The organism is Streptomyces iconiensis (genome assembly GCF_028657195.3).
GTDB classification, from domain to species: Bacteria; Actinomycetota; Actinomycetes; order Streptomycetales; family Streptomycetaceae; genus Streptomyces; species Streptomyces iconiensis.
Genome location: NZ_JANCPR020000029.1, coordinates 21,864 through 42,757, shown reverse-complemented (window position 1 = coordinate 42,757; position 20,894 = coordinate 21,864). Strand labels below are relative to the sequence as shown.

Annotated in this window: 23 protein-coding genes and 1 pseudogene; 17 read left to right on the top strand and 7 right to left on the bottom strand. The window is 69.3% G+C overall.

Annotated elements, in window-relative coordinates; all coding sequences use genetic code 11:
• Positions 1-70 precede the first annotated feature (70 nt).
• From NMN56_RS26430 to NMN56_RS26390, 9 genes are all read left to right on the top strand, one after another.
• On the top strand, positions 71-1,414 hold the full coding sequence (locus NMN56_RS26430) for a pyridoxal-phosphate dependent enzyme (protein ID WP_430542715.1): 1,344 nt from the start codon (positions 71-73) through the stop codon (positions 1,412-1,414).
• A complete protein-coding gene (locus tag NMN56_RS26425) occupies positions 1,411-2,568 on the top strand; it encodes a Glu/Leu/Phe/Val dehydrogenase dimerization domain-containing protein (RefSeq protein WP_274043163.1) in 1,158 nt (385 codons plus the stop codon). The genes NMN56_RS26430 and NMN56_RS26425 overlap by 4 nt, the downstream gene beginning before the upstream one ends.
• Positions 2,569-2,584: 16 nt before the next feature.
• The gene (locus tag NMN56_RS26420) at positions 2,585-3,964 is read left to right on the top strand and encodes a class-II fumarase/aspartase family protein (RefSeq protein WP_274043162.1); all 1,380 of its coding nucleotides are present in this window, start codon (positions 2,585-2,587) and stop codon (positions 3,962-3,964) included.
• A 26-nt stretch (positions 3,965-3,990) separates the two neighbouring features.
• Complete coding sequence (locus NMN56_RS26415; protein WP_274043161.1) at positions 3,991-4,719, top strand: SDR family NAD(P)-dependent oxidoreductase; 729 nt, start codon at positions 3,991-3,993, stop codon at positions 4,717-4,719.
• Positions 4,720-4,751: 32 nt separating this feature from the next.
• Positions 4,752-5,663, top strand: a complete 912-nt coding sequence (gene cysD / locus NMN56_RS26410) for a sulfate adenylyltransferase subunit CysD (RefSeq protein WP_274043160.1) — start codon at positions 4,752-4,754, stop codon at positions 5,661-5,663.
• Positions 5,663-7,471 (top strand): adenylyl-sulfate kinase, encoded by a 1,809-nt coding sequence (cysC, locus tag NMN56_RS26405; RefSeq protein WP_274043159.1) that lies wholly within the window; start codon positions 5,663-5,665, stop codon positions 7,469-7,471. The genes cysD and cysC overlap by 1 nt, the downstream gene beginning before the upstream one ends.
• Positions 7,472-7,750: 279 nt before the next feature.
• The gene (locus NMN56_RS26400) at positions 7,751-9,154 is read left to right on the top strand and encodes a cation:proton antiporter (protein ID WP_274043158.1); all 1,404 of its coding nucleotides are present in this window, start codon (positions 7,751-7,753) and stop codon (positions 9,152-9,154) included.
• Positions 9,055-9,321: an ASCH domain-containing protein gene (locus NMN56_RS26395; protein WP_274043157.1), complete on the top strand. Its 267-nt coding sequence runs from the start codon at positions 9,055-9,057 to the stop codon at positions 9,319-9,321. Before NMN56_RS26400 ends, NMN56_RS26395 begins: the two co-directional genes overlap by 100 nt.
• A gap of 155 nt (positions 9,322-9,476) precedes the next feature.
• On the top strand, positions 9,477-10,901 hold the full coding sequence (locus NMN56_RS26390) for an IS701 family transposase (RefSeq protein ID WP_274043156.1): 1,425 nt from the start codon (positions 9,477-9,479) through the stop codon (positions 10,899-10,901).
• 56 nt (positions 10,902-10,957) lie between these two features.
• Here the strand turns inward: NMN56_RS26390 and NMN56_RS26385 are convergent.
• From NMN56_RS26385 to NMN56_RS26370, 4 genes and pseudogenes are all read right to left on the bottom strand, one after another.
• Positions 10,958-11,331: pseudogene (locus NMN56_RS26385) on the bottom strand (helix-turn-helix domain-containing protein); the annotation flags it as partial.
• 185 nt (positions 11,332-11,516) lie between these two features.
• Positions 11,517-11,831 (bottom strand): putative quinol monooxygenase, encoded by a 315-nt coding sequence (locus NMN56_RS26380; RefSeq protein ID WP_274043155.1) that lies wholly within the window; start codon positions 11,829-11,831, stop codon positions 11,517-11,519.
• A gap of 255 nt (positions 11,832-12,086) precedes the next feature.
• Positions 12,087-13,109, bottom strand: coding sequence for an ATP-dependent DNA ligase (locus NMN56_RS26375; RefSeq protein ID WP_347178660.1), 1,023 nt, complete (start codon positions 13,107-13,109; stop codon positions 12,087-12,089).
• Between the two features lie 32 nt (positions 13,110-13,141).
• Entirely contained in the window at positions 13,142-13,321 is a 180-nt protein-coding gene (locus NMN56_RS26370) for a hypothetical protein (RefSeq protein WP_274043154.1), read from the bottom strand.
• Positions 13,322-13,738: 417 nt separating this feature from the next.
• Here NMN56_RS26370 and NMN56_RS26365 point away from each other — a divergent pair, with 417 nt between their 5' ends.
• The 4 genes from NMN56_RS26365 (at position 13,739) to NMN56_RS26350 (ending at position 15,318) form a co-directional block, all read left to right on the top strand.
• Positions 13,739-13,942, top strand: a complete 204-nt coding sequence (locus NMN56_RS26365) for a hypothetical protein (protein ID WP_274043153.1) — start codon at positions 13,739-13,741, stop codon at positions 13,940-13,942.
• Between the two features lie 150 nt (positions 13,943-14,092).
• Positions 14,093-14,521, top strand: a complete 429-nt coding sequence (locus NMN56_RS26360) for an RNA polymerase sigma factor (protein ID WP_274043152.1) — start codon at positions 14,093-14,095, stop codon at positions 14,519-14,521.
• Between the two features lie 12 nt (positions 14,522-14,533).
• Positions 14,534-15,106, top strand: coding sequence for a hypothetical protein (locus NMN56_RS26355; protein WP_274043151.1), 573 nt, complete (start codon positions 14,534-14,536; stop codon positions 15,104-15,106).
• Between the two features lie 8 nt (positions 15,107-15,114).
• Positions 15,115-15,318, top strand: a complete 204-nt coding sequence (locus tag NMN56_RS26350) for a hypothetical protein (RefSeq protein ID WP_274043150.1) — start codon at positions 15,115-15,117, stop codon at positions 15,316-15,318.
• Between the two features lie 53 nt (positions 15,319-15,371).
• On the opposite strand, the gene NMN56_RS26345 is transcribed toward NMN56_RS26350, so the two are convergent.
• Positions 15,372-15,590, bottom strand: coding sequence for a hypothetical protein (locus tag NMN56_RS26345; RefSeq protein ID WP_274043149.1), 219 nt, complete (start codon positions 15,588-15,590; stop codon positions 15,372-15,374).
• Positions 15,591-15,598: 8 nt separating this feature from the next.
• Here NMN56_RS26345 and NMN56_RS26340 point away from each other — a divergent pair, with 8 nt between their 5' ends.
• Both NMN56_RS26340 and NMN56_RS26335 read left to right on the top strand, forming a co-directional pair.
• Positions 15,599-15,721 carry a hypothetical protein gene (locus tag NMN56_RS26340; RefSeq protein WP_274043148.1) on the top strand — a complete coding sequence of 41 codons (123 nt, stop codon included), beginning with the start codon at positions 15,599-15,601 and terminating at the stop codon, positions 15,719-15,721.
• Positions 15,722-15,776: 55 nt separating this feature from the next.
• A complete protein-coding gene (locus tag NMN56_RS26335; RefSeq protein WP_274043147.1) occupies positions 15,777-16,289 on the top strand; it encodes a hypothetical protein in 513 nt (170 codons plus the stop codon).
• A 67-nt stretch (positions 16,290-16,356) separates the two neighbouring features.
• On the opposite strand, the gene NMN56_RS26330 is transcribed toward NMN56_RS26335, so the two are convergent.
• Together NMN56_RS26330 and NMN56_RS26325 are read right to left on the bottom strand one after the other, a co-directional pair.
• Positions 16,357-16,638 carry a hypothetical protein gene (locus NMN56_RS26330; RefSeq protein WP_274043146.1) on the bottom strand — a complete coding sequence of 94 codons (282 nt, stop codon included), beginning with the start codon at positions 16,636-16,638 and terminating at the stop codon, positions 16,357-16,359.
• Positions 16,635-16,985 (bottom strand): hypothetical protein, encoded by a 351-nt coding sequence (locus NMN56_RS26325; protein WP_274043145.1) that lies wholly within the window; start codon positions 16,983-16,985, stop codon positions 16,635-16,637. The genes NMN56_RS26330 and NMN56_RS26325 overlap by 4 nt, the downstream gene beginning before the upstream one ends.
• Positions 16,986-17,413: 428 nt before the next feature.
• On the opposite strand from NMN56_RS26325, the gene NMN56_RS26320 reads away from it, so the two are divergent.
• Both NMN56_RS26320 and NMN56_RS26315 read left to right on the top strand, forming a co-directional pair.
• Positions 17,414-17,932, top strand: a complete 519-nt coding sequence (locus NMN56_RS26320) for a hypothetical protein (RefSeq protein WP_274043144.1) — start codon at positions 17,414-17,416, stop codon at positions 17,930-17,932.
• 5 nt (positions 17,933-17,937) lie between these two features.
• A complete protein-coding gene (locus tag NMN56_RS26315; protein WP_280842752.1) occupies positions 17,938-20,781 on the top strand; it encodes a M48 family metallopeptidase in 2,844 nt (947 codons plus the stop codon).
• The last annotated feature ends 113 nt before the right edge of the window (positions 20,782-20,894 follow it).

The following is a 20,894-nucleotide window of genomic DNA, read 5'->3' as shown; positions in this document are numbered from 1 at the left end:
CGGGGATGCGATCGTCCCGACCGGCGAAGAAGGGGCAGCCATGCGATTCCACGACTCTATGCTTGACCTGGTGGGCCAGACGCCGCTGGTGCGGTTGGTCGGCGTCGCCGACGGCTCCGGGCCGCTGGTCCTGGCCAAGCTGGAGCAGTTCAACCCCGGGGGTTCGGTCAAGGACCGGATCGCGGTCGGCATGGTCACGGCCGCTGAGCGCGACGGCAGTCTGCGTCCCGGTGGCACCATCGTCGAGCCGACGTCGGGCAACACCGGCATCGGACTGGCCCTGGTCGCCGCCCGACGCGGCTACCGGTGCGTGTTCACCTGTCCGGACAAGGTCTCGCCGAACAAGATTGCCGCGCTCCGGGCCTACGGAGCCGAGGTGGTGGTCTGCCCGGCCGCCGTCCCCATGGCCCATCCCCGCTTCTACCGCAACGTCGCCGCCCGGCTGGCCGCCGAGATCCCCGGGGCTCACTGTTGCGACCAGTACAACAACCCGGCCAACCCGGCGGCGCACTATGCCGTCACCGGGCCGGAGATCTGGGAGCAGACCCAGGGACGCCTGACGCACTTCGTCGCCGGGCTGGGGACCGGCGGCACGGTCTCCGGCGTCGGCAGGTACCTGCACGAGGTGTCGGCGGGCGCAGTGCAGGTGATCGGGGCGGACCCGCAGGGATCCGCGTACAGCGGCGACGAGGTGCGGCCGTACTACGTGGAGGGCGTCGGGCAGCCGAGCATGCCCGACGCTTTCGATCCGGCCGTTCCGGACGAGATACTGACCATCGGCGACGCCGAAGCCATCCGGGTGACCCGGCGCCTTGCCCAGGCCGAGGGCATCCTCACCGGGGGCTCCGGTGGCATGGCTGTCGCCGCGGCGCTGCGGGTGGCCGAGCGCGCCGATCCGGACGCAGTCATCGTTGTGCTGATCCCGGATTCCGGCCGGGGCTACCTCACCACGATCTTCGACGACGACTGGCTGGCCGGGCGCGGCTTCACCGAGCCGGCCGATGGTGTGCCGGTAGCGGCCGCCATCGGCCCCGACCTCCCCGTGCTGCAACCACAAGAGCAGCTCGGGAGCGCGCTGCGGCGCATGCGGGGCACGAGGGCAGGCCACATGGCGGTCAGCGTGGCCGCACCGCCGATCAGGCTGCCGGAGATCGTGGGATTCGTCTCCGAGCACGACATCGCCGTACGCGTCGCGACCGGCCAGGCACGGTTGGACGCACCGGTCGCCGAGCACCTGATCGACCCGCTGCCCACGGTCGGCTGGGGCCAACAACTCGACACCGCAGCAGCGCGCATCGCCGAGCACGGCGCGTGCGTGGTGCTGCGCGACGGACTCCCCGTAGCAATCCTGACCGCCACGGACATGGCCGCCGCACTCGAACCCGAGCATGAGACCACAGGGAGTTCACTGTGAGGCCAGACCTGATCAAGTACGACGACCCGGTGGACGGCACCCGGGGCTGGCTGGTCTACCGCGACGTCCCGCAACGGCTTGCCGCAGGCGGCTGTCGGGTACAGCCCGGCCTGGACGCGGCCACCTTGGGCACGCTCGCCGAGCGGATGGCGCTCAAGCAGCGAGTGCTCGGCATCAACGTGGCTGGAGCCAAGTGCGGACTGGACCTCGACCCCGGCGCGCCGGGCAAGAGCGCGGTGCTGAGCCGTTTCTTCACCTTCCTCCACGACGAGCTGGTCACCCGCTACAGCATGGGGCCGGACATGGGCACCGGCTGGCTGGAACTCAACCGGCACGCCGAAGCGGTCGGCTTGCCGTCGATCAAGTATGCGATCAAGACGGCCCAGCGGCTCAGCGACGACGAGTTCGGGCGACGGATGGCCGTGCTCGAGGCGCCCGTGCGCGGGGTCCCGATCTCGGCCCGCCGTGCGGGGCACGCGCTGGCTCACGCCGCGATCGCCGCCGCCCGAGGTACCGGCACGCCAACCGTAGCGCTGCAGGGATTCGGCAACCTCGGCCGCGGAGCCGCGTGCACGCTGCTCGAGGCCGGGGCCCGGGTGGTGGCGGTCGGAGACAAACACGGCACCGTGGCCGACCCGGCCGGTGTGGACATCGCAGCCATGCTCGGTCGTCCTTCTGGAACCCCGGTTCCGGCGATGCCGTCCCGCGGCCGGGTGGCCCATCTGTTCACCGTGCCAGCCGATGTGCTCATCCTCGCCGGCCCATCCGACGCGATGACCACCGCGCAGGCAGCACAGGTCCCGGTCTCGACAGTCGTGGTGGGAGCGAACTGCGGCCTCACCGAGAGCATCGAACAAGCCCTGGCAGCACGGGACATAGTGGTCGTCCCCGACTTCATCGGCGGAATCGGGGGATCCGCCTCGATGGAGGTCCTGTTCAGCCCGCTCGCGTGCCCTGCCCCGCAGCAGGTGCTCGACGCGCTCACCGCCCTGATGAATGAACTCGTCGCGGATGTCCTCGCGCAAGCGCGCCGCAGCGGTGTCACCCCACGTGTCGCCGCCACACGCCTGGCCGCGGCCAGCACTGCCGAGCCGGAATCCCCGCCCTACGGCAGTTGCCCCTATCTCCGCTCGTCCCTGTCCACCGTCCGCTGACCCGGAGGTCTCTCCCATGCCGGAACACTGTTGGCACGAACGCGGCCACATCACCGACTCGCGGTTCTTCGGCAACCGCTATGCCACCGCGGCGAGCAGGCAGATTTTCTGTGACACCTGCCGAAAACAGCGCTGGCTGGATATCGAGGCGGCGCTGGCCCTGACCCAGAGCGAGCTGGGCGTGATCCCGGCCGAGGTGGCTGAGCAGATAGCCACGGTGGCCGACCTCGATCACGTTGACCTCGATCAGGTTCAAGCGGAGACCGAGCGCTCAGGGCACTCGCTGATCGGGCTGCTTCGCGTGCTGGAAACGGCATGCGGACCGACCGCCGGACAGTTCATCCACTTCGGCGCCACCACCCAGGACATCCAGGACACAGGACAGTCCCTGGAGATCAAGGATGTCCTCGACACGCTCTCGCCCGTGCTGGACGGCATCATCCGCAGCCTCACCGAGACTGCGGGGCGGCACGCCAGGACGATCGGCCTGGGCCGCACCCACGCTCAGCCGGCACTGCCGATGGCGTTCGGCCTCAAGGTGGCGGGCTGGCTCGACGAACTCCTCCGGCACCGGGAACGGCTGAGCCTTCTCCGTGCCCGCACCCCGGCCGCCCAACTGTTCGGCGGGGCCGGGACGATGGCCAGCTTCGACGGTCAGGGCCGGGCCACCCTGGAGCGGTTCGCCGAACGGCTGGGGCTGGTCGTTCCCGACCTCGGATGGCACGTGACCCGGGACCGGGTCACCGAATACGTCAGCACGTTGGCGATGGTCACCGGCACGTTGGCCCGGATGGCCGACGAGATCCGCACGCTGTCCCGGCCCGAGTTCGGCGAAGTCGAGGAGGCGTGGTACTCCGGCAAGGTCGGCAGCAGCACGATGCCGCACAAACGCAATCCCGAGCGCTGCGAACAGATCGTGGTGCTGTCCCGGCTGGCCGCCGCGCAAACCGGGCTGGCACTGACCGCGATGGTCGGCGACCACGAGCGCGACGCGCGCTCGCTACGCCTGGAGTGGGCCTGCGTACCGGACGTGTCGCACTACTGCCTGGCCGCAGCCGAGATCGCGACCGAGATCGTCACCGGACTGATCGTGCACCCCGACAGGCTGGCCGTCAACGTGGAGACGGTCACCGGACAGGTGATGTCCGAGCGGCTCATGTTCGCCCTCGGCGAGCACATCGGGAAGCAGCAGGCCCACGAGTACGTCTACCAGCTCATGCAGAAGGCCCGCAGCCGAGACGTCCCGGTCCGCAAGCTGGCCGCCGAGGACCCGGTGATCACCGACTGGTTCACCGACGCCGAACAGGAGCACCTGTTCGAGGCGGCCAGCTACCTCGGCGAATCGCCGGAGCTGACGATGCGGGTCGTGGAACGCGCCCGGGCTGCCGTCTCGTGACGGCTGCCGGATCAGCGGACGGAGCAATGAGTGTCGCCGTGGTGTCCGGGGCCGCGACCGGGATCGGCCGTGCCGTCACCGCCCGCCTCGTCGCGCGGCGGGCGGGGGAGGTGATCGTGGTGGGGCGCAGGCCCGACCGGCTCGCCGACCTCGCCGGTCAGCTCGGTCCACGCGTCGTGGTGGTCGCGGCAGACCTGAGCAAGCCGGACGGGACACGGCGCGTGCTGGCCGCGGTGGCCGGACGGACGGTGGACGTCCTGGTGAACAACGCTGGAGGCAACGCCGATCCCCACCGGGTGCAGGAACTGGACGAGGTGGCCGATGCCTGGTACGCCAACCTGCGCGCCAATGTGCTCCCTGTCGTCCTGCTCACCCACGCGCTGCTTCCGCTGCTTGCGCGGCCCGGCGGCCGGATCGTCACGGTCGGCTCGGTGGCGGCAGTACGTGGACCGGCTACCTACGGCGGGGCCAAGGCCGCGCTGCACCCGTGGTCTGCGGAGCTCGCCGCGCAGATGGCCGGCGACCAGATCACTGTCAACGTCGTGGCCCCGGGGTATGTCACGGACACCGAGTTTTACGGGGACCGGATGTCCTCGGACCTGCACGCGGACAGGTCGAGACGGTCACCGATGGACCGGGGGGCCACGCCGGAGGAGGTCGCTGCCACCATCTGCCATCTCGCCGGCCCTGACGCCGGGTTCATCACTGGTCAGGTCGTTCACATCAACGGTGGAGCACTTCTGCCCCGCCCCTGACGGCGGATCGGACACACCGGAGGAACCAATCGATGCCCCCAACGCACGAGCTGTCCTACCTGCAGCGTCTGGAATCCGAGTCGGTGCACATCCTGCGCGAGGTGGTGGCCTCCTTGGAACGGCCCGCGCTGTTGTTCTCCGGCGGGAAGGACTCGATGGTGCTGCTGTATCTCGCCGCCCGGGCGTTCTGGCCCGCACCGATTCCGTTCCCGCTGCTGCATATCGACACCGGACACAACTTCAATGAAGTCATCGCCTTCCGCGACCGGATGGTCGAGCGGTTCGAAGCGCGGCTGCTGGTGGCGCGGGTGCAGGACGACATCGACGCCGGCCGGGTGCTGGAGGAGACCGGCCCGCGCGCGACCCGCAACCGCCTGCAGACGGTCACCCTGCTGCGCGCCATCTCCGAGCACCGGTTCGACGCCGTTTTCGGCGGCGCCCGCCGGGACGAGGAGAAATCCCGAGCGAAAGAACGAGTGTTCAGCGTCCGCGACCAATACGGCCAGTGGGACCCGAAAGCGCAACGACCGGAACTGTGGCGCCAGTACAACGGGCACCATCGACCGGGCGAGCACATCCGGGTGTTTCCGCTGTCCAACTGGACCGAACTCGACATCTGGCAGTACATAGCGGAACAGGACGTCGAACTGCCCTCGCTGTACTACGCGCACCGGCGCAGCGTGCTGGCCCGGGACGGGATGCTGCTGGCCGAGAACACCTTCGTGCAGCCGCTGCCGGGAGAGGAAACGATCATCGAGTCGGTGCGATTTCGCACCATCGGCGACGCGACCTGTACCGGATGTGTCGAATCGTCAGCAAAAACCCCTGACGAAGTACTCGCCGAGGTGGCTGCCAGCACCATCACCGAACGTGGTGCCACCCGCGCGGACGACAGGATATCGGCCGCTGGAATGGAAGACCGCAAACGCGAAGGATACTTCTGATGGCGCCACTGCTTAGGCTCGCCACTGCGGGAAGCGTCGACGACGGGAAATCGACCCTCATCGGACGGTTGCTGCTCGACTCGAAAGCGATCCTCGAGGACCAACTGGCATCGATCGAGCAGCCCGTCGGACCGGACCTCGCCGCGCTCACCGACGGACTGCGTGCCGAACGCGAACAAGGAATCACCATCGACGTGGCGTACCGGTATTTCGCCACGCCGAAGCGGAAGTTCATCATCGCCGACACTCCCGGACACGTGCAGTACACCCGCAACATGGTGACCGGCACCTCGACGGCAGACCTCGTACTCACGCTGGTCGACGCTCGGTATGGCGTGCTCGCCCAGTCCCGGCGGCACGCGCTGATCGCCAGCCTCCTCGGCGTCAGCCACCTGGTGCTGTGCGTGAACAAAATGGATCTCGTCGGCTGGTCGCGGGAACGTTTTGAGGAGGTCCGCGACGAGTTCCTCCGCATGGCCGCACGCCTGGAGATCCCGGAAACGACCGTCATCCCCCTTTCGGCGCTGCGCGGGGACAACATCGTCCATCGCAGCACGGAGATGCCGTGGTACGAGGGTGCACCCCTGCTCCAGCACCTGGAGGAGGTGCCCATCACCACCGATCGCAACCTGACCGACCTACGCCTTCCGGTCCAGTACGTGATCCGGGGAGCCAACGGGTACCGCAGTTACGCCGGAACGATGGCCAGCGGGGTACTGCGGCGCGGCGACGAGGTCACCGTACTCCCCAGCGGCCTCACCACCACCGTCGAGGCGCTGCACGGCCCCGGTGGAACCGACCTCAACGTCGCTTTCCCATCGCAGGCGGTGGCGGTGCGGCTAACCGGCGAACTGGACATCGGACGCGGCGACCTGCTGTGCCAGCCGGACAATCGGCCCACGACCGGGCACGACTTCGATGCGGTGATCTGCTGGCTGACCGACGCGGGCGACCTCACCCCGGGAGCACACTACCGGTTACGCCACACCACTCGGTCGGTACGGGCCAAGGTACGTGCGTTGGATTACCGGCTGGACACCGACACGTTGCACCGTGACGTCTCGGCGACCGCGCTCTCGCTCAACGACATCGGGCGGATCAGCATTCAGACCCACCAGCCGCTGAACTTCGACGCCTACCGGCGCAACAGGGACACCGGAAGCTTCATCCTGGTCGACGAGGCCACCGGCAGCACCGTCGCCGCCGGCATGATCGACGACAAGCCTCTGCCGGCAAGCAACATCCGGTGGCATTCCTCCGCAGTGACCCGAGGGGGCCGCACCAGTACCGGGGGAACCGTGTGGCTGACCGGGTTGTCCGCATCCGGGAAATCCACCATCGCCACCGAACTGGAGCACCGACTGGTCGCCGAGGGCCGCGCCGTGTATCTCCTCGACGGCGACAATCTCCGCCACGGCCTGAGCGCCGACCTCGGGTTCAGCGCCGCCGACCGGACCGAGAACGTCCGCAGGGTGGCCGAGGTCGCCCGGCTGTTCGCGGACGCGGGCATCGTCGCCATCGTGTCCCTGATCAGCCCCTACCGCACCGATCGCGACCGCGCCAGGCACCTGCATGAAGCCGACGGCCTCTCATTCGCCGAGGTGTACCTGGACGCTCCTTTGCGGGTATGCGAGCAACGCGACCCAAAGGGACTCTACGCCCGCGCCCGAGCCCGGGAGCTTGTGGAGTTCACCGGCATCGACGCACCGTACGAGCCACCCACAGATCCCGAGCTCACCCTCCACCCGCACCGCGCGACCCCAGTCGAACTGGCCGAACAGATCGTCACCCTCATCGGCCAGTGGTGAGCATCCGGGGACCGGCAGCACAAAGCGCGCGGCCGCGACGGCATCAAAAGATCCCGTTGCCTCAACGGACTCATGGAGCCGCCACCCGCCGAGGCGGGCACGCGCACGAACCGTTCCACATCCCGATCACTCGCGACGGCGGCCTCGAAGACTCGCTCGCCCAAGCCGAACGCCCCGGCCGGCGATCGGATCATGCCAGACGCGAGTCGATCGAACGTACCGCCCATCGCCCACCCACTCGGGAGCCCAACCGTGCTTGCTGCCGCTCCAGTCCCACCGTTGGCGTCGCACCAGGTCCTGGTCTTCCTGCTCCAGGTCGCGGTCCTGCTGCTCCTCGCACTGTGCCTGGGGCGCCTGGCCAGCCGGTTCGGCCTGCCGGCCGTCGTCGGGGAGTTGCTCGCCGGAGTGCTGCTCGGTCCGTCGCTGCTGGCGCAGCTCGCCCCTGGCTTCTCGGAGTGGTTGCTGCCCCGTGAGCCTGCACAGATGCATCTACTCGACGCGGTCAGTCAGATGGCAGTGCTCCTGCTCGTTGGTATCACCGGCGTCCAGGTCGATCTTGGCGTCCTTCAACGACGACGAAGAACGGCGATCCGAGTCAGCCTCGCCGGCTTGCTGGTTCCCCTCGCGCTGGGGGTGGCCACGGGCTATGTTCTGGTCGACTCGCTGATGCCTGGTGGAACCGACCGGTCGGTGTTCGCCATGTTCTTCGGCGTTGCCATGTGTGTCAGCGCCATACCCGTCATCGCGAAGACGCTCACGGACATGGGTCTGCTCCACCGCGACGTCGGGCAGCTCACCTTGGCCGCCGGAACCATCGACGATGCGGTCGGCTGGTTCCTGCTCTCGATCGTGTCGGCGATGGCCACCGCGGGGCTGCACGCAGGCAGCGTTTCCTTGTCGGTTCTGTACTTGGTGGGCTTCGTCGCCGCGGCGTGGTTCATCGGCCGGCCCGTCGTCCGGTTCCTCCTGCGTCTTGCCACTCGATCGACCGAATCAGGCGTGACCATCGCCATCACGGTCGTCATCATTCTGCTGGGCGGCGTGAGCACCCACGCGCTCGGCATGGAAGCCGTCTTCGGCGCCTTCGTCGCCGGCGTCCTGGTCGGCACGCCCGGCGCCGCCGACCCGGCCCGACTTGCGCCGTTGCGCACCATGGTGCAGTGGGTCCTGGCCCCTCTCTTCCTGGCCAGTGCCGCTCTGCGAATGGACCTCACCGCGCTGCGGCACGGGGAAGTACTGGTTGGTGCCATCGTGGCACTGTTCATCGCTGTCCTCGGTAAATTCGCCGGCGCCTACATCGGGGCTCGCACCAGCCAGCTCACCAAATGGGAGGGCCTGGCGCTGGGGGCGGGAATGAACGCTCGCGGCGTCGTGCAAATGGTGGTCGCCACGGTCGGCCTGCGCATCGGCGTGCTCGACACCGCGTCCTACACCATCATCCTGTTCGTGGCCATCGCCACCTCGGTGACGGCCCCTCCGCTGCTGCGCATGGCCATGGCGCGAGTCGAACACAGCGCCGAAGAGCAGCTGCGCAAGAGCGAGCACGACGAGACCTGGTCGACAGCGGAGCCAAGACCACCGAAGTGCGCGTCGGCTACCCCAAGATCCGCAGAATCGCCGCCGGGGACATCCTGCACTTCACCAGCGAAGACGCCTCCCTCAACACCGGCATCACCGACGTGAAGGAGTACGGCTCCTTCCAGGCTCTGCTGGAGGCCGAAGACGCCGCCGCGATCGGCGGCCCGGACATGACCCCAGACCAGCTCACCACCGCGATCCGCGCCATCTACCCGCCCGAGAAGGAAGCCCTCGGCGTCTTCGCCCTGCACCTGACCCGGCTGCCCGAGTGACCGCTTCCCCTCCTCGAGGAGGGGAAGCAACGAGCAACCTGCCGCCCCGTCACCTCAAACGCCGTTGCAGTACTAGCGGTGGTTTGTTGACGGCGGGTCAGGGTCGTATTAGGCCGGTAGCAGAGGAACGTCGCCTCGCTGCCCAGGAGTTTGTGATGACCCGTCGTCTGCCGTGTCCGCCCGCTCCGGGCCCGCTGGAAGCCTATGCCGCACGCTTCGATGACCTGTTCTCCACACTGGCACAGCGCCACGGGTTCCGCGAGTACCTCGCGGGGCTGCTGCTGCCGCGGGACCGCAACAAGACGCTGACCTGCCTCGCAGGAACCGAACCCGTCACTGGTGCCCAACATCCCTCGGTGCAGCGGCTGCAGTTCTTCCTGTCCGAGTCGACGTGGGACCACGAGCAGGTCAACGCCCGCAGGGTGGCACTGCTGCTGGCCGACCCCGCGACGGCGGCGCACCCCGCCGGGGTGCTGGTGATCGACGACTCCGGGGACCGCAAGGACGGGAAGACGACCGCTCACATCGGCCGGCAATGGCTGGGCCGGCTGGGCAAGACCGACAACGGCATCGTCACCGTGACCACCTGCTGGGCCGACGAGAACCGCTACTACCCGCTGCACGCCGTGCCCTACAGCCCCGCCCACCACTTCCCCAAAGGCAAGAGCGACCCCGCCTTCCGCACCAAGCTGCAGATCGCCGCCGAACTCGCCCGCACAGCCAAGGCTGCAGGATTGACCTTCCGGGCCGTGGCCGCCGACTGCGCCTACGGCGACCAGGACGGCTTCCGCAGAGACCTCTACGCGGCGGGACTGCCGTTCGTCATGGCCCTCAAGCCGGGCCACGGCACCTGGGCCTACGGCAAGAATGCCTACACCCCCGTCGACGCCGCCCGCGCTCTGACCTGGACGGACCCCGAGCACCCAGGGGACTGGACCGCGGTGGAGCGCACCTTCCGCGACGGGCACACCGAGACCTGGTGGGCCGCCGACGCCCGCCTCGGCTGGTGGGGACCCGACGGAAACGTCCGCCTGGTCGTGGCCACCACCGACCCGGCCACGCTGCCCGCACAGTCGACCTGGTACCTGGCCACCGACCTGCCCCGCCCCGGCAGCCCACGCGGGGACGACAGCCCCGAACCGGCCGCCGACCTGCACGAAGTCGTCCGAATCTACAGCATCCGCCACTGGATCGAGCAGAGCTACAAGCAGGTCAAGGACGAACTCGGCTGGGCCGACTTCCAGGTGCGCTCCGACACCGCCATCCGCCGCCACCAGACCCTGGTCACCTGTGCGTTCTCCTTCTGCTGGGACACCTGGTCCGCCCAACCTCCGGAGCAGGAGCCCGTCGCCGTCCCCACGGTCGTGCTGGCTGCCACGCCGGTGGGACCAGACGAGAGGGGGACCAAGCAGACCCCACCAGCCCCAACCAGCCAGCTGGCCGCAGGCGATCCGCGCCGTCCGGGCCTGGCTCGACCCCTGGACCACCCTCCAACGCTGCTGGCGAGCCTGGACCAACGCGCCCCCGCCACCCGAACTCCAAGCCCTGATCAACGCCGTCGGCGCAGGTCACCCGCTTGATCTCTACTCCCCGGTTTAACAAACCACCGCTAGGTATGTTGTTCGGGGAGGTTGGTGACGCGGCCTGTAGTGCGGTCCAGATGCGACAGCCGGGCGATTCGGTATCGGCTGAGAACTCGGTGCACGGTGGCGGGGCTGAGGCCGAGCAGGTAGGCGATGCGGGCTGGGCCCCAGGGGCGCAGGACGCGGACTTTGATGATGCGCCGCTCGGTTTGTGTCGGCGTCTGACGGGGGCTGAAGTGCGGGCGGCTGGAGCGATCCGTCATCCCAGCTGCTCCCTGCTCGCGGTAGCGGTCAGCCCCCGTTTCGCAGTGGTGGGCGAGACTTGGAAGCGTTCAGCCGCGCGGCGGAGTGGCCATCGATCGTCGACCACGCACTGCGCCAAACGCAGGCGGCCGGTTTCGGTCAGGGGCGCGTTGCGGTGGGCCATGCCGGTCTTTCCGGCTCAGGGGATGACGATGGGCACGAGTGATGTCTCGTGCACCCCGCTGGTAGGTGGCGCCCGATCTGGTCCCCGATCGGAGGGGCGGCGTGAAGTCCGGCGCGATCGCCGGTGCGGCGTGAGAGGGGCGAGACACCCGCCGAAGAGCTGGTTCGGCGGGCACCTCGCCGTCCTCAGGCCGGGTCGGCGGGCAGAGCCGAGTACGGGTGGACTTCGATCCGCAGGGGCGGCTCGGCGAGGAGGGCGATGATCTCGTCGCGCAGCTCGTCGGCGAGAGGGCTGTTCTCGTAGGCGTCCTTGGCCTCGTGACTGCGGAACACCTCCATGTTCCACAGCACGTCGGGGTCGGCGTCCTCGCGGGCGATGATGAACCGGTCGGAGGACCCCGACTTCTCCATTCCTTCGGTGGCCAGCGCGAACAGCTTGTCGCCGAGTCCGGGCTTGGCGCGCATCTTGATGAGGTAGGCGGGCTGGTCCTGCAGTGCCATGTCTGTCTCCTTGTGTGTAGCGACGGGGCGTCTGGCGCGAGCCGCTCCTCCGCTACTGGTATACCGTTCCATAGCAAGTATGGAACAACGTTCTAATCATGTCAAAACGGATGTGGGCGCCGGGCTCGACCACGGCGGCCCCCGACGGAGTACGCCGCATCGATCTGCCCACCGGAGGCTGGTACTCGCCCTGCCCCTGCCCCGCCTCGAGATGGTTGCCATCACCCACGTCACCCACATCACCCCGCCCCTGCCTCACCTGTAGCCGCCCGGCAACCTGCGCAGCACGGCACGGTAGAGCTCAGTGCCTGGTCTCAGCGCGGAAGAGGGGCGCGTCGCCGGGGGACATCTCCAGCCGGGGCCGCACAGGGCGCACCGGGTGACGGAAGCGCCCCATGTCCACGGCGGCGTCGCCGGAGAACTCGAAGACCAACTCCGGGGCGACGCACCGGTGGTCGAGGATCTCGTCGGTGACCCACCCCGCGGAGAAGCGTGCGTGCTTCCACGGATGCCCGGACGCGCCCGGTGTGAGGAGCGCTCCGACCTCGCGGGCCAGGGGGCCGCGGACAGCGGGTTGGTGCGGGCTACCAGGCGCAGTGTGCCGCTGGTGTTGTAGCGGCCGAGCAACAGCGTGGTCGGTGCGGTGAGCGGGCCGGTGACCGCGCCGGTGACGGCCTCGGCGGTCTCCCGGGAGCGCAGCTTCGTCCAGGTGCCGCGCTCGCCGGGACGGTAGGGGGCCGAGAGGGGCTTGATGACGCAGCCCTCGCATCCGATCCGTGCCCAGGCCGGGTGCAGCCACTCGGCCGCCGTCTCCGGGTCGGTGGTGGCCGGGCACAGTGTCCACGGCGCGAGGAGGCCGAGCCGGGCGAACAGATCCTCCAAGAGGCTGCGGCGCTCGCGGTAGGGCAGCCGCATGGTTGCGTGGCCGTCGAGCTCCAGGATGTCGAAGACGATGACGTGGGCCGGCTGCTTGCGCGCAGCACGTTCGGCGCCGGCGCCCGTACGCCGCGCCCGCGCCTGCAGCGCGCCGAAGTCCAGCACCGCCTCGTCGGGGGCGAGCACGACCAACTCGCCGTCCAGGACGACGTCCTCGCGGGCGGCGAGTTCGCCGGCGGCGCGGGCGACCTCGGGGAAGGCCCGGCCCAGGCCGGAGCCGCGGCGCGCCTGGAGGAAGGAGGCGTCCGGGCGGGCGAAGACCAGGCAGCGGTGGCCGTCCCATTTCGGTTCGTACGACAGCCCGGAACGCCGGGGAAGGCTTTCAATGCTGCGGGCGAGCATCGGCTCGAGCGGCGCGGCCAGGCGCGTCCGGCTCACTCCTGGTGGGCTCTGGTCCGCAGACCCCAGGTGCTCCCCGGGCAGCCCGCGGGGAGGGGCGGGAAGGTGTGCCCGCGCACGTCGGTGCTCCAGTGGTGCTCCTGGCCGCAGTCGCACTCGTAGATGCCGCTGGCCGGGACGGTCTCCCCCGGCCGGTACCGCTCGTTTTTCTCCATATGCCACGTATAGCCCGGGATGCTCCGGCTCACCTCCCGGGTGCCCGGCGCTTCCGGGTGCGCCCGTAAGGCGTCCGCCGGTGGATGCCGTCGAACAGTGGTGCGCCCGGGGCATGTTGCTGTTGTAACGGGTGGGGTGAGAGAGATGTCTGTGACGAAGTGGACAGGTCTACGCCGGAGTGTAGGTAAACATGATTTCCATGTGGTGCCGGTCACAACTCGTTCGTGAATGTGCAGGTGAGGGGCACTAACCGTGTGTGGCCGGTCACCGTGGGCTTTTTCCTTCCGGAGCACTTCCACGTTTGCCCCTTCCCGAACGCTTAGCTGGTCACCGAGGACATCGAAGTCCTCGGGCACAAAGCCAAGTTGGCCGACGGGGGAGCGCCGACAGTGCCTCCGGATGAAAGGAATCACTCTGTGTTGCAGATGCTGCTGATCGGTGTGCTGGCGGCCACAGCCGCTCGGGTGTTCGTGCCGGACGCCGTACGTCTGGTGCGGCGCGGACTGGCCGCGGGCGTCATGGCGGGGGTCGCGTCACTGACCGAGCGCGGCCGCGACGCCCGCCCGCAGCCCCCGGCCTCCGAGGCCGGCCTGAGCGCCGAAAAGGGGGAGCGGGCGTGACGCACCCCGGGGATGACCCCAGGACGCTTCGTGCCGCCGCGCAGGAACACCGGCGCCGGCTGGCCTTCCGCGCCTTCCACCGGCACTATCAGCGCGCCTACCTCCACTACGCCGAACTCCAGCTCGGCGACCGCCAGGCCTGCCGCTCGCGTGGTCCACCTGGTCTTCCTCAGCCTCCTCAAGGGCTGGAACCGGCTGGTGGAAGAGGCCAACCCGCACGCGAGCGCCTGGGCCCATCTGAAGGAGGCCGTGAACGAGGTCCTCCTCCTGGAGGACCGCCCCTCCGCCCTCCCCGAGACGGCGCTCTTCGCCAGGGTCAGCAGGGCGGTGCTGGAGGACACCCGCGGCGAGTTCGCCGCGATGGAGAGCAGCGTGGGCCTTTACCCGGCCATCGCCCGCCTCCCCGCCCGCCAGCTCGACACGGTGGTCCTGGACTACGTCCTGAGCTACACCACCGCGAAAACCGCCCGCATCATGGGAGTCGACGAGGCCACCGTGCGCTCCCACCGCCAGCACGCCAAGCAGCGACTCGCCCAGGAACTCGGCATCGAGCTGGGCGCCAACCGCGACGAGAACTGAGGAGCACCGCCCATGCCGCCCACCCTGGACGAACTCCTGAAGGACGCCTACATCCCCTTCCTCGACGCGGAACTCGAAGGGCAAAAGGAGCGGGCCGCCTACCGCAGAGTCGTCGACGACTACGCCGACACGGTAGAGCGCGGCACCGGGGGCGGATTCCCACAGCCCGCGCTCGGCCCGGCCTCCCTCGGCCCTTCCCCCGGCGCGGGCTTGGCCGCGCCCTCTCCCCGCCGGGAGAGGGCCGCCCGGGAACTGCGCGCGCTCGCCTCGCTGACCATCCGCGCCCCCCACGCCGCCGAACGCATCCAGAACCTGGCCGCCACCCACCAGATCGACCCGGACAGCGCGTTCGTCTTCGCCTGCCTGCTCCACCTGGCCGACCGCGACGAGCAGGCCGAGTTCCTCTGGCAGTTCTCCGCCGGCGCGGGCAAGCCCGCCTCCGCGGAATGCCTCTACCTCCTCCACACCACCCGGGGGAACTGCGCACCGGCCAGCACTGGGCCTCCCAGGTCACCGAGCTGGAGTCCGAGGAACGGGGCTCCGAGATCATCCACACCGTCCCGGTCACCGCGCCCGGGCCCCTGACCTCGCTCATGCTCCTGCGTATCTGGTACGCCCTGCGCAGTCAGGAGACCGGCACCCTGACCATGGCCGCCTTCCACACCTGCACCGGAACCCTCTCCCGTGCCATGACAGCCGCGATTCAAAGCCTCAAACCCGAGGGGCTGGACGAAGGCGGACTGATGCCCTGGCCCGACCGCGGCCTCGCCGCCCAGATGCACCGTGCCCTGCCCTGACCGCACCAGCCGGGGAACGCCGGGCGGATGACAGAATCGCACACGTGAGCGAATCAGATCTTCCGCCCGACGTTCCCCGGCTCGAGGTCGTACGGGAGTGGCTGGCCGACCAGCACGCTCGCAGTGTCGTGCTGGAGACGTCCCTGCGCCTCCAGCTGGAGCGTACGGACGCCGCGCTGAGCGCTGCCCGCGACCGCGCCACGCGTACACAGGCCGGAGAGCGCTACCGGCTCCTCCCCGTACGCCTCCGCCCCGGCCACAGCGAGCTCCACCGGGACTCGTGCCCCACCCCCGGCGGCGCGGTCCTCACCCGGCCGAGGCGAAGGACGCACTCACCGACGAAAAGGTCGGCCCCGGACTGGAGCTGTGCACCACCTGCCGCCCCCAGGACGCACTCAACTGACTGGTTGTCCCGTTCCCGCCCCGCGGCTCGCGCCGGGTCGGTAGTTTCGCTGCCCATGAGTGTGCATCGCGCGTCACCGGGTGAGCCGTGGCCCGGCTGGATGACCAGCCGGGCGGCCCAGGCCGCCTACGGCGAGCACCTGGTCCGTATCGGCGAACTCATCCCGGTGCTGCTGTTCATGCACGCCCGCGACCGCAAGGACCTGGCAGACGCGTACCGCGACTCCCGCCCGGGCCTCGATGTGAAACTCGACCTTCTGGCCCTGGATTCCCGGGACGACCTGCTGGAGACTGCGGCCGTCCTGGACGCGCTCGCCCTGTGCCACGGCCACGGCGGCTACCTGCCGCGCCCCTACAAGGAGGACTCCCGCAACCCGGTACCCCGCGACGTGGAGCTGCGCACCGACGCCTCCGATCTCGCCGGCGACCTCGTCGCCCACGACCGCGAGCACAAGACCAGCACAACCGGAGCTGTCCCGCCGCCCCTGAAGGACGGCTGCAGCGACGCCGAACGGGACGCGGTCCGTTCGTACGCCCGCCGGGAGTGGATCGCTTCCCTGGAGAACTGAGCCACGCTCCAGGCGGCACCCGGCGGGCTGATCTCCGAAGCGGCAACACGGGGTTCGCACGGCCTGGTTACAGGTGTTCGACCGGCGGGACGATCCTGGTGATCTCGATCAGGCCGAGCCGGGGGAGAGGCAGGACGAGGACCCAGCCGCCGGTGGGAAGGTCGATGCGGCGCACGCCACCGGGCCCACCGTGGTCCGGGCCGTGGCCGATGTCGGTGATGTCCACGCCCACCTCGGCGAGGCCTTTGAGGTCTTCGGCGGTCCGCTCGGCGGCGGCGACGATGTGCTCGGGCAGCCCGTCAGTGACCTGGGCCCGGTCGGGCGTGTACTCCCAGTCCCAGCCGCTCACGCCCGGCGGGCCTCCTGCCCGGCAGCATGCTGGAGGCCAGCGAGCTCGGCGAGCAGCGGCCGTACGGCCTCGCGGGTGTCGGCCTTCTCGGCCTGGCGGGCGAGTTCTTCCATGCGGCGGGCGGTGCCGAGGCGTTCGGCGGCGACACGCTCGGCCCACTGGCCGAGGATCTGCCGCATCGGGGTGGGGGAGAGCTGGTTACGCGCGGCCGTCTTGGCGGCGGCGAGTTCGCGGTCGAACTGCGGCAGTGCCTGCGGATACAGCGCGGTGAGGGCATCGCGCAGGGCGTCGGCGGTCGCCGGCGGCTGCGGAATGCCCGGACCGTGGTCCGCTGTCGCTTCGCTCACAAGCCCCTCCCAGTCCCAGGTTCCACCACCGCTTCACCCTATCGGGAAGCGGCCGGTCACAAAGCCGGCTTCCCAGGCCCGCCGCCAAGCGGATGCTGCTCCCTTCGAAGCTCCACCGCCTGCGCCCCGCTTCTCGGCTCACGGTTCGGCCTTCCAGCCGGACAGTGCCGCCATCTCATCCTCGGCGAGCACGGCCAGCTCGCTGTCCAGATCGCGCATCCACGGCCGAACCTCTGCAACGGCTGGGGTCGATGCCAGAAATCAGCACCTTCGGCCTCGGGGAACAGCGGAGCAGCCGATATCGGCTGCTCCGCTGTTCCCCGAGGCCGAAGTCGAGCCAGTACTCTCCTGCCTTGTCATGGTCATACTGTGTGCGACCGATTCGTGGGGGCGTCATGGTCTGGGAAGCAGGTACATCCGCTGGTGGCATGGACAGGGCCGGACAGGTCAGGGTGCGGGCGGTGGTCCGCGATGTGGTTGCGGTGGTCGCACCGGCCGAGCTGGTCCTGGTGGACGGCTTAGCCCTGTTCGACGACGCGACGGCGGTGCGGCGGCTGAGTGGCCGTGGTGGGCGTCGGGAGCCTCTCGGGTTCGGTCTGGGCGAGATGGCGGCGCTTGTGACGCCGGTGGTGTGGCTGGTGCTTGACCAGACCGTGAGGAAGTTCGCGGAGTCTGCGGTGGACGGTTCACTCAGGGGCGCCCGGGGGTTGTTGCGCAAGGCGTTACGCAGGGCTGACGAGCCGCTGGTCATTCCCCCGCTGACTGCTGGGCAGCTCGCCGAGGTGCGCACGCGCGTGCTGGAGAGCGCGTCGCACCGCGGGTTACCCGTGGAGTGTGCGGAGGCGGTCGCTGATGCGGTGGTGGCCAGGCTGGCGTTCACGTCGGCGGGCGCGGCTCCGGAAAGACGGGAGGATCCAGCTGACGGCAGCCCCTCGGGCGGAAGCTGAGGGGCATGGCCACCGACGGATCTCTTCGGGCGTGGTCGGGCGAGCGGGCGCTACCGGCCGGCACGACCATGCGTTTTGTGCTGCTGGTCGTCCTGATGCTCGCAAGTGGCGTCTCTCTGGTGCCGGTGGCGTTCACCGCCGCTGGGCTCAACAAGGGCGCCAGTTGCTTGAGCGCGGCCGGTGTCGGCACGGGTGAGGTGCCCCCTGGTGACGTTCTCCGCAGCGCTGCCTACCGGGCGTGCGTCGACGAGCACGGAATGGTGTCCTGGTGGGTCGGGCCTGCGGTGCCCGGTGTTCTGGTGGTCCTGGCCTGCGGGCTCTTCTTCGTCCTTCCTCTCTGGAAAGCGCGCGGGAACCGGGTCGTCTCCCTGGAAGCGGTGGATCACGACGGCCAGATCCTGCGGCACTTGACGCACTTGGCACAGGCGACCGGGCTGAAGCGGATGCCGCGCGTCGTCGTGGACCCGTCCGCCGCCTCGACCGGCGCTGCGGTGTTCGGACGCACCGGCCGTCCGACAGTGTGCCTGCACGGTGGTCTCCTCGCTCGCAGAACGACGGTGCCGGAGGACTTCGACGCGGTGCTGCTGCACGAGCTGGCCCACATCCGTAATCGTGACGTCACGCTCACCTACGCCACCGTCGCGCTGTGGAGGACGTTCATCGCGGCCGTACTCGTCCCCTACGCGGTGGGTTTCGCCATCCTCGTCTTCAACTCCTATGCTCCCGAGACGCCGCCCTATGAGGTTCTGCTTCCGGCGTGGCGTGCCCTTGTTCTCCCCGTGTTCATGACGGTGGTCGTCTACCTCGCGAGGTCGGACGTTCTGCGTAGCCGGGAGCTCCAAGCCGACCTCACCGCTGCCCGTTGGGGTGCGAATCCACGTGTCTGGGGTTTCGTCGAGCCGGCTCCGCCCGCGCGGGTGCTGCCTGGCGCGCTGCGCTCGTTCACGGAAGTCTGGCGCACGCACCCGCGGTGGGACTTGCGGCGGGAGGCCCTGGCCGACTCCACGCCGCTGTTCGAGGTGCCCGGTCTGCTGATGTTCCTGACGGGAGCCGCCGTTGTCATGGTCAACGGGCAGCTGTGGTTCTTCGCCGGGAGCTCCCACCGCGTGGGCCAGTGGGAGTGGAACGTGGCGATGGCGCTTCCTTGCGCCGTGCTGGTCACCGGGATCGCGGGCACGGTCCTGTGGCGTTCGACGGTACATCGGCTGCTGAACGGGCGGCGCAGGCTCTCCGGGGCGTGGGCGGGTCTGTGGCTCGGCATCGGAATGACGGTCGGTGAACTGTTCGGGAACCGGATCGCCATCTTCCGGTGGCTGCCCGGCGAGCCCGTGGTGCTGCTGCTGTTGGCACTCGCGGGACTGACGTTCACCTGGTGGGTAACCCAGTGCTCCCATCTCTGGGTCACTGCCTGGCGAGGTCGGACGATCCGCACGCCGATGATGCTGACGCTGGCGGGAGCGTGCCTGGCACTGTGCGCATGGTTTTGGTGGTGGCAGAACTACGGCGTGATCCTGGCGAACGTACCCGGACTCCTGACCAACGTCCCGGGGGCAGGAAACGACGGACTGGTGCTGGACCCAACAGGGGAAAACACCGCGATCCTCACCACGGCTGAACGTGCGGTGGCGCTGCTGAGCACCACCGTCGCGGTCCCGCTCGCGCTGCCGGCGGTCGCCGTGCTGTGGCTGCTGCCGCTGCTGGCCTGGACGGTTCACCCTCTGTCCGCAGTCCGTCGACGCGACACGGCGCCGGACCCCGACAAGCCGTTAATCCCTGACGGGCCTCTGCCGCCACTGCGCCGAACCTTGTCCGCCGGACTGTTCGGCGGAGTTGCGTGCTGGGCCGGCATCGTGGGGATCAAGGCCCATATGCATGCCTGGCAGCCACCGGTCCGGCTCCGGGGGGTTGCCGGTGCTCTGCTGTACCAGTACGGGATGAGCGCTGCTCTTCTTGCGGGAGCCGCGGTCGCGGCTCTCACCGCGAGTCTGCTCGCTGGCCGCTACCGGCTGATCGCCGCGCTTGCCGCGGCCCATACCGCCGCGCTGGCGGGCTACAGCGGAGTGTGGGCGCTGACTGCGTCGGACGGTTGTCTTCAGGGCATCAGCACGTTCCTCTCCACCTGCGGTTGGAGGCCGGCCGGGACCTGGCAGGCATTCCAGTACCTCCTGGGCATGCTCCTCATCCTCGTCACCATCGGAGGCATTGTCGCGGCCGCGGCCATCTCCGTCGCCCGACGGGCATTTCGGCGGTCGACCCACCCTGCGGCCTCCGCTCAGGCCGGGTACGAGTCCCGGAGGCTGAACCTGCGCCGCCTGGCCGTAGGGGCGCTGTGCGCGGGAGCCATCGGGGTTCCCGCTGCTCTTCTGTCCTCGCCGGAACTCCATGGCAACAGCGCCACAGCGCCGGGCAGAGCGAGGCCCGTTACACACCCGCGGTTCGCAGCCCAGGAAGCGTCAGTGCAGGCAGAAGCCTGGTACAGCTTGGGCGGCCTAGACCTCCTCGCCCGCTACGACGACAACCTCGGGAAGCTGCGTGCTCTGGGGCCAGAGGCACAGAAGTCCTCGGACGGTGCTGCGCTGATCACGTCCCGACTCCCGGTGATCTGCACCGAGTTCGGGAAGATCGCCAAGGACGCCGACGCCTACTTCCCCGCCCCGGCCCCTCAGATCCAGCCGAGCTGGAAGACCTTCATAACGCAGGCGGCCAAAGGCAGTGAGGACTGCCTGACCGGTCTCCGTCGAAATAATGCCGCCCTCCTCACCGCCGGGGTGAAAGAGATCAATCAGGCGACACGTGCCGCCGACACGATCAAGGCATGGATAACCTCGACCAGGACAGGACGCCCCTGACCTGAACAGATGGCGGAGGGGCGTACGGCAGGGGCTGCCGCAGTGCGGCGAGGGGGGAGCCTCATCCAGAGGCGGGCCAGCCCGGCACCACCCGCCTGCTGCCCCGCCTGCTG